This is a genomic window from Bacillus sp. FSL K6-1338 (assembly GCF_038006965.1).
Classification (GTDB): Bacteria; Bacillota; Bacilli; order Bacillales; family Bacillaceae_G; genus Bacillus_A; species Bacillus_A thuringiensis_S.
Genome location: NZ_JBBOWI010000001.1, coordinates 4,275,396 through 4,290,630 on the forward strand (window position 1 = coordinate 4,275,396; position 15,235 = coordinate 4,290,630).

Genomic DNA, 15,235 nt, shown 5'->3' on the forward strand with positions numbered 1-15,235 from the left:
CGTCAACACTAACCGATTAATTCTTCAACTGATGAAGTTGTTCGTTTTTCAGTAAAATATGCATAGAGCAGTTCATTTTCATCTAATGTGTAATGTTCTTTATATTTTCCATGGACGATAATAGAGTGCTTATATCCTCTACGAAATTTTGTGAATATCTTATATAAATGATCTTCTGATTGCACTTCAATAGGTGCAATCTTTTCAATTCCTCTTTTGTTCCCATAATAACGTTCTAATAAAAAACGCATAAAGGCATACCGTCTTTGTTTCCACTCTTGATATAACGACACTGCCAAAAACATGAGTAGTACCCACATCATAATATTATTGCTATTCCAGAGTAACTGCCATCCTAATATTACACCAAAAAAAACACATGACAATTTCATCATCTTTCCATGTGCTTGTAAATAAGGAAAACGATATGATAGTATATTAAACAATACTTTCCCGCCATCTAACGGCCAAATAGGGAGTAAATTAAACGCTAAAATAATTATATTATTCCACATAAAGAAATAATATAAATCCGCGTTCAGCCAACCGGCTTCAAATAATATATAACCTACTAGCATCATCCAAACATGTTGAATCGGTCCTGCAATTACGACAACAAGTTCCTCTTTCAACGACTTATTACCATGTTCCTCAAGCTCAGCCACGCCACCAAACGGCAAAAGCTGAATTTTTTTTATACGCCAATTATAGTGCGCTGCTGCAAGAGCATGCCCAAGTTCATGAATAAGAACAATACAAAATAACAGTATTAATTCTTTAAAACGTGCAGTAAAAATACCAATGACAATGATAACCCAAAATAATGGATGCACGGAAATTTTCGTTAAGACGTCCCTATATTTAATCAAATGATATCACCTGGATCGGATCAATAAATTTTTCATTCTTTTTTATCGCGAAATAAAACTTTCCATTTTTATCATTTGTATCATTACTCACCGTTCCAATTTTTTGTTTCTTTGAAACGTAATCATATAATTTCACTGACATATCGTTTAAATTTGCATACCATGACTCCGTACCATCTGCATGTTGAATTTGAACTGTATTTCCAAGTTCCTCTTTCTTACCCGCAAAAACAACTAATCCTTCATTCACTGACTCAACTGTTGCATTTGTAGCTGTTTGGACAAATACACCTTGGCCATTTTTTTGAAACCCTTGCATTACTTTTCCAGAAGCAGGAATTGCATAATTTTTTTGCTGAATACTTCCTTCTTTTTTCTCATTCGGTGAATAAAATACAAGCGGTTTTCCAAATTGCTTTTCATACCATTTCGCTACAGTAGCAAACTGAAATTCCTCTTTCATCACTTTTTCTGTAACAGCTTTAGCACCATCGAACGAAGACGGGGCATTCTTATATAAAATAGCAACCGAAAGAACTAATATTGCTGATAATAAAACTTTGAAGAAAAAGACTTCCTTTCGAAATAAAGGGTGAATTTCCTTTTCTCCTTCTTCAATAAATACTGTTTCGCTACCAAAATTCCCTCCGGTAAAATACTGCTCTTCCTCCATCCTTTCTTGCTCGGCCTTCCTTTTCGCAATCCGCTTTTTAATTTCTTCTACGCGTCTATTCTTCATACTGTCTCCTTTCTTTCCGTAAGCTAATTTCAATAGAAACAGTTGTATACAGTTTGTACATGTGTATGAGCTAAGAAAGAAAGATATTCGTGTGAAGAAAAAAGAAAGCACTTCGCATATGTGCGAAGTGCTTTTAACGGATTCCAAAGAAGTTTTTTACCTTTGCAAATACCGATACCTTTTCTTGTTCAAATGCTTGTAATGGTACATTCTCACCCAACAAGCGTCTTGCGATATTACGATAAGCCAACGCTGCTTTTCCGCTTGGTTGCAACGCCACAGGTTCACCTGTATTTGTAGCTCGAATAACTTCATCGTCATCTTCGACAACACCAAGAAGCTCGATTGACAATGTACGTACAATTTCATCAACATCTAACATATCCTGTTCATGAAGCATATGACTACGTACACGGTTAATAACAAGTTTTGGTGGTTCAATATCCTCTTTTTCTAAAAGCCCAATAATACGATCCGCATCCCGCATTGAGGATACTTCTGGCGTCGTAACAACGATTGCTTTATCCGCACCAGCTACCGCATTTTTAAATCCCTGCTCAATCCCCGCAGGACAATCAATTAATATGTAATCATAATCTTGACGTAATACTTGTATTAATTCATCCATTTGTTCAGGTGTTACCGCTGATTTATCACTCGTTTGTGCTGCAGGTAATAAATAAAGATCATCAAAACGTTTATCTTTAATAAGAGCCTGAGGTAAACGGCAACGCCCTTCAACGACATCAACAAGATCAAATACAATACGATTTTCCAGCCCCATTACTACGTCTAAATTTCGAAGACCGATATCTGTGTCAATTAAGCACACTTTCTTTCCAGATAACGCTAGGGCCGTACCAATGTTCGCAGACGTTGTAGTTTTACCTACTCCGCCTTTTCCAGATGTAATTACTATTGCCTCTCCCACAGCTATACAATTCCCCTTTCTAACTTTGTTAAATTAGGTCTAAGATGAGTGAGAAGTTGCAGGCGATCGACAACAATGTGATTGTTCTCATTAATATACGCACATTCTGCCGCCTCCGCTCCGTCTTCTTTCTCTTCCGGAGCCCGCATTGCCACATCACTAATTCGAAGTTGCATCGGGTTCATAACAGATGCAGCGATTACAGCATCCGAATCCCCATAATACCCAGCATGTGCAATTCCTCTTAATGATCCTACAACAAAAATATTCCCCCCAGCGATAACCGTTCCGCCTGGATTAACATCTCCAATTAACAACAAATTTCCTTTTACATGTAAAACTTGTCCAGAGCGAACAATTTTGGAAATAGGGACAATTTCTGTTTCTTCTTTCCAAGCTATTGCTTCTGCTTTAGTGATAACATCACTTTTAATTGAATCCACAACAAGATTCTTTTTATTACGAATTAACGTACGAATCTCTTCTTGTTGGACTTCTGTTAAATAACGATTTCCTACTTTCACATGCACTTCAATTAAAGAGCGTCCATCACCATCGTAGTAATGTGTAGAAAGTTTTTCGTCTAATTCTATCAACAATTCAGAGAATGAACAACAATCATCTAAATGAAGCGTTATCCCATCTTTTGTCCCTTTTATCGTTACATTTTGTTGCTTTTTTTCTTCCACTAAAGTTCACCCCACCGATTCAATTCGACATAAAATTAGAAAATCCTTTTTTCTTTTTCTTCCATCGCTTTTGAAAGACGCAATATATATCGTCTCAGTGGGAAACAAACTATCAACAAGAAAATAGCATTTAACAATAAAGTAGCAAGGAGACGATCTGTGAAAAAGACATACGCTGGCATATGAGTACGTCCCAACAAAGTTAAAAATCCATACACATAATACTCTAGTGCTACAACGCTAGCTAATATGATGGAAACAACAATAAATAAATTCAATTGCAGTACTTTCATCACACTATAAACTAAATAAGCTAAAATCGGATAAGCAAAAATATATATACCGACAAGTTCTGTGTATACGGTATCAAATAAGAAACCAAATAATAGTCCGTAATAAATCCCTTGGACCGGACTATAATACACTGTAATAAAACATAAGACGATTATAAAGAAATGCGGTGCTGCTATACTCTCTTTCCAAAACACATTTGTTGGAACAATGGTAGCAAACATATTTTCAAATAGAAACACAAAAAGGAGCAAAAGAGGAAGAGCTGCTCTTTTTAAAATCTTCATCATCTCTTCTCTCCCTCCTATTCTAATGGCGCTGAAGGCTTTTTACGTTTAGCAACCATAATATGCTCTACGTCATTTAAATCAGCGGCAGGTTTTACATAAGCTGTTTTTGTTAAGCCGTATGCATCTGGTTGTACATCAACGATTTTCCCAATTACAAGACCTTTCGGGAAAATATCACCTAGTCCAGATGTTACAACCATTTGATCTTTTTCTACTTTTGCATCAGAACCAATCTTTGTGAAAAGAAGTAAGTGTTTTTCTTTGTCGTAACCTTCAATTAAACCAAAGATATTTTCTTGCCCTTGTACAATAGCAGATACACGATTTGTTCGGCTCATAGAGCTTAATAACTCTACTGATGATGTAAACTGAGATACACTTTTCACACGTCCAACTAAACCTTGTGAAGTCATAACAGCCATATCTTTTTTAATTCCTTGCTGTGCCCCTTTATCAATTCCAATTAAATCGTACCATTTATCTGAACTACGAGAAACAACAGTAGCTGGAATCTCAGTATAATCGCTCAGCAACTCCTTTTTTCCAGTTAACTCTTGTAACTTCTTGTTATCATCTTCTAATTGTTTTACTTTCCCTGATAGACCTGCATAATTATCTAATTTTGCTTTTAATTCTTTATTCTCTTCATACGTGCGCTTTACATCCTCTACATTTTCGAAGAATCCAGCTACGTATTTCGCTGGCTTTTGGAATACACGTTCTACAACACCGACAGTGTCTTTAACAAACTGCTCTGGCCATGTTAAACTGTTCCGTTCTTTCAATGAGATTCCAATCAATGCCACGAGAAGAATAATACTAACTAACAAAACAATTAATCTTTTGTTTAAGAAAAACTGTGGCACGTTCACACCCTCTTAATTTCACTGATTTTTATTTTGCAATATTATCGAGCAGCAGTTTTGAAAAGATCGATATTGTCTAATGCTTTACCTGTTCCAATTGCTACGCAATCTAATGGGTCTTCTGCAACAAGAACTGGCATTTTTGTTTCTTCACTAATTACTTTATCTAAATTACGTAGTAATGCCCCGCCACCTGTTAATACAATACCGCGGTCCATAATATCAGCTGCTAATTCAGGTGGAGTTTTTTCTAGTGTATTTTTAACTGATTCTACAATCGCATCTACTGTATCTTTTAATGCATCTGCAATTTCTTCTGGCTGAATTAGTACTGTTTTTGGTAAACCACTTACTAAATCACGACCGCGAATTTCCATAGGCTCGATACCTTCTGGCTCGCCTGCAGAACCGATTTCTAATTTTAATGCTTCAGCTGTTCTTTCACCGATCATTAAGTTATAGCTTTTCTTAATGTACTGAATGATTGAATCGTCCATATCATCACCAGCAACACGAACTGACTGACTTGTTACAATACCTCCTAAAGAAATAATTGCAACTTCTGTTGTACCACCACCGATATCAACTACCATACTACCAGTTGGTTCCCAAACAGGTAAGTTTGCACCAATTGCTGCTGCAAATGGCTCTTCGATAGGATAAGCATCACGAGCACCCGCTTGACGAGTCGCATCGATTACTGCACGTCTTTCTACAGCTGTAATACCAGATGGTACACATACCATTACATACGGCTTACGTGAGAAGAAACCGTTTGATTTTTGAGCTTGTTGAATGTAATATTTCATCATTGTTGCAGTTGTTTCATAATCAGCAATTACACCGTCTTTCATCGGGCGAAGTGCCACAACGTTCCCTGGTGTACGACCAATCATTTGTTTTGCGTCGCTACCTACAGCAACGATTTGTTTCGTATCAGTTTGTAACGCAACTACTGAAGGTTCACGTAAAACTACACCTTTTCCTTTTACATATACAAGCGTGTTCGCAGTTCCTAAGTCTATTCCAAGATCGCGAGTAAATCCACCAAATCCAAACATATTATTTATCTTCCTTTCTTGTTTTCACGGACTCATTTTTTCTTACTTTATATTATAAAAACAGTACGTTTTTTATATCTTTATCCTTTTTGTAGATAAATTTCTACAAAAAACTCATAAATCACATTATAAAACAAAATAAGTAAAAAGCATAGTCTTAAATATGACCTTTTTCCTTTAAACTCACGAATTTATGGTCACCTATTATAATATGATCTAGCACTTCAATTCCGATAATCTGGCCGCATTCTACTAAACGTTTTGTTACTTCAATATCTTCACGGCTCGGCGTGGGATCTCCTGAGGGATGGTTATGAAGACATATAATAGAGGCTGCTGCACGACGGAAGGCTTCTTTAAAAACTTCCCTGGGGTGTACAATTGACGTGTTTAAACTTCCAATAAAAATCGTTTGCCTATGTAGAACTTGATTTTTTGTATTTAAATATAAACAAACAAAATGCTCTTGTTGTAAAAAACGCATTTCTTCCATCATGTATTTCGCACAATCTTCTGGACTTCGAATACTATATCTATTTTGATATTCTAAACGCACCATTCTTCTGCCTAGTTCAAAGGCTGCCATAAGTTGCGATGCCTTTGAAATCCCAATACCATGTATACTAATTAGCTCTTCTAATGTTGCATCTTTCAACATACGTAAGCCATCAAATTGGTGTAAAATTTTATCTGATAACTTTAACACTGTTTCTTCTTTAGAACCTGTTCTGAGTAATACTGCGAGAAGCTCTCGATTTGATAAACTTCCGGCACCTTCTAACAATAAACGCTCCCGTGGCTGTTCTTCTCTTACAACATCACGAATACCGTTCATCTCTCCACTCCTTTATTTGTTCTCTCAAAGAAAACCCCATGCAATTTTACGCATGGGTTACATCAATATCAAATTGTTTTAATTCCCTAACGAGACGTGCAATTGGTAAGCCAACTACACTATAGTAGTCCCCTTGAATATTTTGAACGAAAATAGATCCTTTACCTTGAATCCCATAACTACCGGCTTTATCAAGAGGTTCTTTCGACGTGACGTATGTATCAATTTCCTCTTCTGTTAGCTCCCAAAACGTAACTTCTGTACGCTCATAAAAAGTAACCGTTTTTTCTTTTGATATAATCGCAACACCTGTATACACTTCATGTGTTTTCCCTGATAGTAATTGTAACATCTCTTTCGCCTCATCCTCATTAGAAGGCTTACCAAGAATACGCGACTCATATGTAACAATTGTATCTGCACCTAACACAATGTGATCACTATTATTTTCTGCCACCGCTGATGCTTTTTGCAAGGCAAGCGACATTACAATATCAGAAGGCGATGAATATGCACCAATTGTTTCCTCTACTTCACTTACAACGATTTCAAATGGTATGCTAGCTAACTCAAGCAATTCCTTCCTCCGAGGTGATCCTGAAGCTAAAATTATTTTTTTCATATTTTCTCCTTCCTTTCTCACATGAAGCAGAACAATTTATATCAATCGTATCAAAGGAATAGTTTGTCCACAAATGAAAGAAATATTAATTTCTCTAACTAAAATAACAATTCTTTATTGCATACGATTATATTCCTGTCATAGAGAAAGCACTTTGCTCTAAATTCAAAAGAAAAGAAAGAAGTACATGTACTTCTTTCTTACTCATTTTATTATCCTATCATTTCACTTTCTACGAAACAATTTTTTCATACGAAAGTAGGCCATCAATAATAACTTGATTTAATTTCACCAAAGATTCCTTATCCATTTTCCCATCTTTTACTGTTTGTACAGCTACCGACGTATACATATACAGTTTCTTTGCTTCTTCTTGCTTCATACTTTTCCCCTCTTTTTCAATCGCTTTCCATTCTTTTTCAATCGCTTCTATATCTTTTGCGCTGCTTTTTCCACCAACTTGTACACTAGAAGCATATTTTGCTAAATGAGTGTATAATGGCTGCACTTTTGTTAAAAATGTTCCTACTTCTTTATCATCTTTCAGCAACGCTTTATCTGTTATATCCCAGTTCTTTTTTAAAACGGAGACACCATCATTTTTATACTGAGTCATTAATTGATTTATAGCCTGTTCATCGCTAGCAATACCAACAACTATTGCATACTTATCCCCGCTCGGTCTCAAAGCTCCAATGCCCCCATTGCCTTTCCATTCTTCAAGAGCTGCTCGTCCCTTTTCTTCAGAAGAATAAAGCCCCCCTTGAACAAAAAATAATTTCATCGGATCCAATGACGCTCCTGCCTGTGCTTTTTGTTTTTCTTCTTTTGGTTCTGATGTTTGTCCTGCCGTTCCACCCACCTTTGATTCTCCATTCCCAGTCGGCTTGGAAGCTGTTACTTCACTTCCTCCTGTCGTTCCTTGTCCGGTGAGTAAATGAAGCATCCCCATTCCAAACGCCGTACCGATAATAATTGCGGTTGCAACGATTGCAATTAATGTATTACTCCACTTCTTTCGGTATTTTTCCACAGACATCGATTTCGCTTTTTGAAACGGAACAACATTTCTCGGTCGTTCACCTTCTACTACCATCCATTCAAATTCATCTTTCTTCTTTTCCTCATACTTCGCTTCTGTTCCATTCACTTTCACTGAGATCGTTCGTGATTGCTTGTCCATACACTCACACCTCACCTCTTATCGTTGTCCGCATCATATCATATTCCTTTCACAAAAAAACGAGATATTTGTCAGAGAAATTCGCCAAATAACCCTATATATTTATCTTATATGTATGCTTTTGACTTCATTTGTAGAACAAAAAACTAGATAGCAAAGACTATCTAGTTTTTCTCGCGAATATATTTTCGAACTTCAGAAATGAAATAAAGAGAACCTGTTATGATGAAAACATCATTTTCTCCTATCATTTCAACTTTTGTATCAATTGCCTCTTTCCAATTTTCAAAAACTAATTTTGATTCTTTTTGTGAATATGATGCAAGTTTATCAGCAGAGATAGCACGATCAAAGGCGAATGTTGTAAAAATAATTTCATCTGCAATGGTTTCTAATTGGCCTACCATGTTATGCAATTGTTTATCACCAAGGGCAGTAAATAAAACTATTACATTTTTATCTTTGTAATGCGCTTCTACTGTTTTCACAAGGCTTTCAATACCTTCTGGATTATGGGCACCATCTATAATAATATCCGGGTTACTTTGCAGCTTTTCAAAGCGCCCAATCCAATACGCTTCCCGTAATCCCGTTCTTATTTCCTCTTCCTCAATTAAAAATGATAGATATGTTTTTACATACATGACTGCCATAAGTGCTAGCGCTGCATTTCCTACTTGATGAATGCCTTTCATTGAGATTTGCAAATCTTCAAATGCGGCAAAAGGACAAGTAAAATCAAACTCTTCCCCATCTTCTTTAGACTGCTTATGTAACGCTGTAAAATGCTTGTCAAGTTCGTATAGGTTTACATGGTTTTCCTTTGCAACATTTTGAATGACTTCCAAAGCTTCTTCGTCCTGCACACCAGTAATTACCGGCACACCAGATTTAATAATCCCCGCCTTTTCATATGCAATTTCTCCTAGTGTATTCCCTAAAATATGCATATGATCGTGACCGATATTCGTAATAATCGTGAGAACAGGGTGTATAACATTAGTAGAATCAAAACGTCCACCAAGCCCTGTTTCAAATAGAACAACATCACAGAAATTGACTTTACCGAAATAACAAATTGCCATAACAGTAATAATTTCAAACTCCGTCGCTTCCCCTAAATCCGTCTCATCTAGTTTTTCCACGACTTGTTTTACCATCTTTACAAGTTCAGTAATCTCTTCATCTGCAATTGGTGTCCCATTCACACTAATGCGTTCATTAAATGTTTCGATATAAGGAGAGGTGAACGTTCCTACCTTATATTTCGCGCCTTCTAACATGTAGCGCATATATGTTAACGTTGAACCTTTTCCATTTGTACCAGCAAGATGAACACATTTTATATGACGCTCTGGATTTCCGAGTTCTTCTAGCATCCATCTCATTCTTTCTAATCCTGGCTTAATTCCAAATTTCAATCGGCTATGAATCCACCCTATCGCTTCTTCGTATGTATGTATCACGTATGCTTTTCCCCTTTCAAAAGACAACTTTCATAGTTCTATTATACGCAAAGAAAAGAGACTCACCAATATAGTGAGTCTCTAAAAACATTTTTACTTTTCAAGATCTACTAGACGTTGACGAACTGCTTCGCGTTTTTCTAGGTAATCTTGCTCTTTCGCACGCTCTCCTTCAATAACTGCCGCAGGAGCTTTCGCTACGAAACCTTGGTTAGAAAGTTTCTTCTGTACACGTTCTACTTCTTTATCGAACTTCTCAAGTTCTTTCTCAAGACGAGCTCTCTCTTCATCAAGATTGATAAGATCAGCTAATGGTAAGAATAACTCTGCACCTGATACGATTGCAGTCATTGCTTTTTCTGGCGCTTGTAAATCCGTTTGAATTGTTAATTCGCTTGGATTACAGAAACGCTCAATGTAAGAGCTGTTTTTCGTAAGTTGAGCAAGTACAGCCTCATCTTTTGCTTTAATTTGCATTTGAACTTTTTTGCTCATTGGCGTATTTACTTCTGCACGGATGTTACGAACAGAGCGAATGATATCAACTAGAAGGTGCATTTCTGCCGCAGCTTCCGTATCTTGTAAATCCTCGCGAACTGTTGGCCACGCAGCTACTGTAATAGATTCGCCTTCATGTGGTAAATGTTGCCAAATTTTTTCTGTTACGAATGGCATGAATGGATGTAATAGACGCATTGTTTGGTCTAATACGTAAGCTAAAATAGAACGAGTTGTTTTCTTAGCTGCTTCATCTTCACCGTATAGTGGAAGCTTCGCCATTTCAATGTACCAGTCACAGAAATCGTCCCAAATGAAGTTGTATAATGAACGTCCAGCTTCACCGAACTCATATTTATCCATGTTACGTGTTACACTTTCGATTGTTTCGTTTAAGCGAGTTAAGATCCACTTATCTGCAACTGATTTTTCACCAGTTAAATCGATTTCTTCATACTTCATATCATCCATGTTCATTAATACGAAGCGTGATGCATTCCAAATTTTATTAATGAAGTTCCAAGTAGATTCTACTTTCTCCATGCTGAAGCGTAAATCTTGACCTGGTGCACTTCCTGTTGATAAGAAATAGCGCATTGCATCTGCACCGTACTTCTCGATAACATCCATTGGGTCAATACCGTTACCAAGAGATTTACTCATCTTACGACCTTGCTCATCACGAACTAAACCGTGAATTAATACATCTTTAAATGGACGCTCGCCTGTAAACTCTAAACCTTGGAAAATCATACGAGATACCCAGAAGAAGATGATGTCATAACCAGTTACTAATGCATCTGTTGAATAGTAGCGCTTAAAGTCTGCTGAATCTTCATCCGGCCAACCAAGTGTTGAGAACGGCCATAGCGCTGAACTGAACCATGTATCCAGTACGTCATTATCTTGATTCCAGTTTTCAATATCTGCTGGTGCTTCTGTACCTACGTATACCTCACCAGTTTCTTTATGATACCAAGCTGGAATACGGTGTCCCCACCATAATTGACGAGAAATACACCAGTCATGAATGTTTTCCATCCAGCGTAAGTATGTGTTTTCAAAACGCTCTGGTACGAACGTTACTTTTTCTTCTTCTTTTTGTTGAAGTGCTACTGCTTTTTCTGCAAGTGGAGCCATTTTTACGAACCATTGTGTTGATAAGTAAGGCTCAACTACTGCACCGCTACGCTCACTATGACCTACTGAATGCATATGAGGCTCGATTTCTACTAATACGCCAGCCTCTTGTAAGTCTTTCACTAATGCTTTACGGCATTCGAAACGATCCATACCGTTATACTTACCAGCTTTTTCGTTCATCGATCCATCTTCATTCATTACTAAGATGCGTGGTAAGTCATGACGGTTACCTACTTCAAAATCATTCGGGTCATGAGCTGGTGTAATTTTTACAACACCTGTTCCGAAGTCTTTTTCTACGTACTCATCAGCAATAATCGGAATCTCACGGCCTACAATTGGAAGTGTAACTGTTTTTCCGATTAAATGTTTGTAACGATCGTCTTCTGGATGAACTGCTACTGCTGTATCACCAAGCATCGTTTCTGGACGAGTTGTCGCAAGACGAATGTGGCCAGAACCATCTGTTAACGGATAGTTCATATGGTAGAATGCACCTTGAACTTCTTTATGAATTACTTCAATATCAGAAAGAGCTGTGCGTGTTGCTGGATCCCAGTTGATGATATATTCACCACGGTAAATTAAGCCTTTTTCGTATAATTGAACGAATACTTTATTAACCGCATCTGATAAACCTTTGTCTAATGTGAAGCGTTCACGAGAATAGTCTAGTCCTAAACCAACTTTCCCCCATTGTTGACGAATGTGAGAAGCGTACTCTTCTTTCCACTCCCAAGCTTTTTCAAGGAATTTTTCACGGCCAAGATCGTAACGTGAAATACCTTCTTCACGAAGTTTTCCTTCTACTTTCGCTTGTGTTGCGATACCAGCATGGTCCATTCCTGGAAGCCATAGTACATCGTATCCTTGCATACGCTTCGTACGAGTTAAAATATCTTGAAGAGTTGTATCCCAAGCATGACCTAAGTGTAACTTACCAGTTACGTTCGGAGGTGGAATTACAATTGTATACGGTTGTTTCTTCTCGTCTCCTGTTGCTTCAAAATATTTGCCTTCAAGCCACCATTGATAAAGGCCTTCTTCAACGGACATATGATCATATTTAGTTGGTAAATTCTTTTCCGTGTTTGACATTATTTTCCCTCCTTAAAATAAAAAATGTCCCTCATCCAAAAAGGACGAGGGACATCGCGGTACCACCTTTATTTACAAACAAATTCATAATTTGCTTATACTCTTAATTTGATAACGGACAAATCCGTCTTTTCCTAATAAGAACTATTCCGTTCAGAAAAGATGCTCCAGGGCTACCTTCTAACATAACTATCTAGAGAATCTCCCAGCTAATGATTCTCCTCTCTGAAGACGTTTCATGTTATACTCTTCCCCTTCAAGGCATTTATATGATTGTTAATTATTATATACAATAGTGTAAAAAACGAAACCTTATTCGTCAAGATAAATTTAAGTCTATGAATTTTCAGGCGCACAAAAAAGATAAGTAGCATTCTCTACTTATCTTCTTTATCTCGCTATTTGCGGGCAGTAAGATCCCTACATCAAAATTCAGCTGAAGCAAAGAAGTTAGGCGGGAGCCCCGCTGATTAAAGTTTTACTTTACCCGTTCCCTTGCTGGGCAGCTTGTAATTGTGATAGAAAATATTCTATATTGCTAACGAGCCAATGCGATTGTTGCAAACTCTTTACTTCCAGCAATTCATTTTCCTCGTTGCGATTATCTTTTCTTTTTCTATACGAACCGATTTGTCGAATAAATTGTGATGGGTACGTCATATAAGCAAACATGAGAAGTTGCTCTTCTTTCGTAAACGGAAAATTTTTTTGATACATTTGAAACCATTCAAACCGATCACTTCTTGCGATCGGATATGTGTTTAAAGACCGTGAATAAAAACCTACTATATCTTGCACAGGCGTTGCAAACTTCGATTTTTCCAAACTAATAAAATAGCCATTCCGCTCATAGTCAAATAAAAAATGATTAAGTGACACGTTACCATGTACAAAAGTAATACGCGTTTTATCTTTTTCTTTCATCGCATCGTTCCACTCATTTAATTGCTTCGTTGCAAATTCACGCGCTCTCATTACATGATGATAGTACGTACAATATTGCAATTCAAGCGGGGACATATACCATTTTGATTCAGATTCTACGAGAAACTCTTCTAACATCTCACCATCATTTTCCCAGCGATTGGATATAGTTGTATAATGTTTTTCTAAATCTTCTTCCGTATACGTTTCTTCCTTCACAGTTTTTTGATGCAACGTTCCGAGTGTCTGAAACATTTTATGGTATTGATCATTGTCCTCACCATTTCCTTCTGCACGTTCTAACCAAGGCATTAAATAATAATTATACGTCCCGTCACTTAAAATATAATTTCCATCCGTCGCATGGTATATAGGTACATAATTTGAAAAACCTTTCTCCTTCAAATATTGAATATGATGCAGAAAGTTATTCCGCTCTAACTTTCTGCCTTCTATTTTCTTAAGTGCATATGGACCTTGATTCGTATAAATTTTCATTACATTTCCGTGCTCTTCCATATGCTGCGTATCCAATCTATATTGCCTCACGATAGGTTCATAGTGATTTCGCAATTCAATATCCATACGAATAACCCTTTCTATTCAAAACATAACTTCTAAGAAAAGAAGTGAGTGAAAACACTCACTTCTTTATTTCGCCTTTACTCTTGAAACGGGAATATAAATAATTTGCCCCGTATTTAAAAATATATCTTCTGTTTGATTGACACGGTACAAATTTTGTACCGATGTTTCATAACGGTCTGCAATAGATTCAATTGTATCCCCTTCTTGTACGAAATACATTCTTAACTTTGTAAATTCCTCTTCCGGTTCTTTCGTAAATAGTTTTGTTAAATAAAGCGCATTTTCATCTCGCTGTGAGTACTCTTCTTCTTGTTCTTCCTGCTTTTTCGCTTTTTCTTTCTTGAAATCTTTTCGTCCGAACAATTCAAATTGCGGCGTTGTTTCTTGCTCCTCTTCACGTTCCACAAATTCATGTTCTTCTATTTTCTCTTCTTCTAATTCCTGCTCTTTTCTTTCCTCTAATTGGAACGGTTCAAATGCGTAATCTTCCCACTCATCTGATTCCTTGTATGTTGGTTCTTCTACATGGGGCGCCGGTCTATTCTCATCCTCTTGCGCTGAATCTTCTTCTAAATCAGCATACACCGTTTCTTCTTCATCCTCGCTTCTCTCTTCATCACATAAACCAGTAATAGATATATCCGCTAATAATTGTAAGCAACCATTTTCCTTTAATTCATAATCAAATTCCTCAATTGATACATATAGTTCTTCAATTACTTTCACGCGATTTCTCGGAATTGATATTTCAAGCGGAAAGGAATGAACAAGTTCATTAACCCCATCTTCCCTTGTTTCTACATAATCAATTGACTTTGCTGGCGATAGTTCTCTTAGTGAATACGCCGAATCATCTTGCCTTGCAACATACTCTCCCGTTAAATCTAATTGCCCTCTCACGATTACTTCATGATCAAGCTCTTCTATCTCAACGTCTGGATCTAACGAAATTGACAAAAGTTCATCGACTTCCTGTCCCTTTTGGAACCAAACAGATTCTTTTAATGAAAATCGTAACGAATGATCTGCAGCCACTTCTTTTCCCCCTCCCAAACTATATGTCATTACAGATTTATGTAGGGAAAGCTTACTTTATGAATAAAAAAAATCGCTCCCCTTATGGAGAGCGATTTTTCTCTAAT

At 37.0% G+C, this 15,235-nt stretch carries 14 protein-coding genes and 1 other annotated feature; all 14 genes read right to left on the reverse strand.

The genetic code is table 11. The annotated features are described in order from the left end of the window. Positions 1–8 precede the first annotated feature (8 nt). Positions 9–869: a M50 family metallopeptidase gene (locus NZ044_RS21910; RefSeq protein WP_000599047.1), complete on the reverse strand. Its 861-nt coding sequence runs from the start codon at positions 867–869 to the stop codon at positions 9–11. Further along, the gene (spoIVFA, locus tag NZ044_RS21915) at positions 862–1,608 is read right to left on the reverse strand and encodes a stage IV sporulation protein SpoIVFA (RefSeq protein ID WP_000797477.1); all 747 of its coding nucleotides are present in this window, start codon (positions 1,606–1,608) and stop codon (positions 862–864) included. Before spoIVFA ends, NZ044_RS21910 begins: the two co-directional genes overlap by 8 nt. Positions 1,609–1,741: 133 nt before the next feature. Continuing rightward, a complete protein-coding gene (gene minD, locus NZ044_RS21920; RefSeq protein ID WP_000503309.1) occupies positions 1,742–2,539 on the reverse strand; it encodes a septum site-determining protein MinD in 798 nt (265 codons plus the stop codon). A 2-nt stretch (positions 2,540–2,541) separates the two neighbouring features. After that, on the reverse strand, positions 2,542–3,228 hold the full coding sequence (gene minC / locus NZ044_RS21925; protein ID WP_000391514.1) for a septum site-determining protein MinC: 687 nt from the start codon (positions 3,226–3,228) through the stop codon (positions 2,542–2,544). A gap of 35 nt (positions 3,229–3,263) precedes the next feature. Further along, positions 3,264–3,809, reverse strand: a complete 546-nt coding sequence (gene mreD / locus NZ044_RS21930) for a rod shape-determining protein MreD (RefSeq protein ID WP_000975762.1) — start codon at positions 3,807–3,809, stop codon at positions 3,264–3,266. A 14-nt stretch (positions 3,810–3,823) separates the two neighbouring features. Next, on the reverse strand, positions 3,824–4,675 hold the full coding sequence (gene mreC / locus NZ044_RS21935; RefSeq protein WP_001135484.1) for a rod shape-determining protein MreC: 852 nt from the start codon (positions 4,673–4,675) through the stop codon (positions 3,824–3,826). Between the two features lie 41 nt (positions 4,676–4,716). Further along, positions 4,717–5,736 (reverse strand): cell shape-determining protein MreB, encoded by a 1,020-nt coding sequence (gene mreB, locus NZ044_RS21940; protein ID WP_000466736.1) that lies wholly within the window; start codon positions 5,734–5,736, stop codon positions 4,717–4,719. A gap of 157 nt (positions 5,737–5,893) precedes the next feature. Continuing rightward, the gene (radC, locus tag NZ044_RS21945) at positions 5,894–6,571 is read right to left on the reverse strand and encodes a RadC family protein (RefSeq protein WP_001013396.1); all 678 of its coding nucleotides are present in this window, start codon (positions 6,569–6,571) and stop codon (positions 5,894–5,896) included. A 46-nt stretch (positions 6,572–6,617) separates the two neighbouring features. Next, positions 6,618–7,193: a Maf family protein gene (locus NZ044_RS21950; protein WP_000720491.1), complete on the reverse strand. Its 576-nt coding sequence runs from the start codon at positions 7,191–7,193 to the stop codon at positions 6,618–6,620. Positions 7,194–7,425: 232 nt separating this feature from the next. After that, positions 7,426–8,376: a hypothetical protein gene (locus NZ044_RS21955; RefSeq protein ID WP_000360993.1), complete on the reverse strand. Its 951-nt coding sequence runs from the start codon at positions 8,374–8,376 to the stop codon at positions 7,426–7,428. Between the two features lie 164 nt (positions 8,377–8,540). After that, complete coding sequence (locus NZ044_RS21960; protein WP_098506712.1) at positions 8,541–9,842, reverse strand: bifunctional folylpolyglutamate synthase/dihydrofolate synthase; 1,302 nt, start codon at positions 9,840–9,842, stop codon at positions 8,541–8,543. A gap of 93 nt (positions 9,843–9,935) precedes the next feature. After that, complete coding sequence (locus NZ044_RS21965; protein ID WP_000072243.1) at positions 9,936–12,581, reverse strand: valine--tRNA ligase; 2,646 nt, start codon at positions 12,579–12,581, stop codon at positions 9,936–9,938. A 37-nt stretch (positions 12,582–12,618) separates the two neighbouring features. Then, positions 12,619–12,850 (reverse strand) — a binding site (T-box leader). 214 nt (positions 12,851–13,064) lie between these two features. Continuing rightward, positions 13,065–14,090, reverse strand: coding sequence for a spore coat protein YsxE (ysxE, locus tag NZ044_RS21970; RefSeq protein WP_000350652.1), 1,026 nt, complete (start codon positions 14,088–14,090; stop codon positions 13,065–13,067). Positions 14,091–14,156: 66 nt separating this feature from the next. Further along, entirely contained in the window at positions 14,157–15,128 is a 972-nt protein-coding gene (spoVID, locus tag NZ044_RS21975) for a stage VI sporulation protein D (protein ID WP_000718528.1), read from the reverse strand. Positions 15,129–15,235: the final 107 nt, after the last annotated feature.

What these genes read in the sequence shown, in the direction of transcription:
- spoIVFA (WP_000797477.1), bottom strand. Translation starts at nt 1,608, where the DNA reads ATGAAGAATAGACGCGTAGAAGAAATTAAAAAGCGGATTGCGAAAAGG.
- mreD (WP_000975762.1), bottom strand. Translation starts at nt 3,809, where the DNA reads ATGATGAAGATTTTAAAAAGAGCAGCTCTTCCTCTTTTGCTCCTTTTT.
- mreB (WP_000466736.1), bottom strand. Translation starts at nt 5,736, where the DNA reads ATGTTTGGATTTGGTGGATTTACTCGCGATCTTGGAATAGACTTAGGA.
- radC (WP_001013396.1), bottom strand. Translation starts at nt 6,571, where the DNA reads ATGAACGGTATTCGTGATGTTGTAAGAGAAGAACAGCCACGGGAGCGT.
- NZ044_RS21950 (WP_000720491.1), bottom strand. Translation starts at nt 7,193, where the DNA reads ATGAAAAAAATAATTTTAGCTTCAGGATCACCTCGGAGGAAGGAATTG.
- NZ044_RS21955 (WP_000360993.1), bottom strand. Translation starts at nt 8,376, where the DNA reads ATGGACAAGCAATCACGAACGATCTCAGTGAAAGTGAATGGAACAGAA.
- NZ044_RS21965 (WP_000072243.1), bottom strand. Translation starts at nt 12,581, where the DNA reads ATGTCAAACACGGAAAAGAATTTACCAACTAAATATGATCATATGTCC.
- ysxE (WP_000350652.1), bottom strand. Translation starts at nt 14,090, where the DNA reads ATGGATATTGAATTGCGAAATCACTATGAACCTATCGTGAGGCAATAT.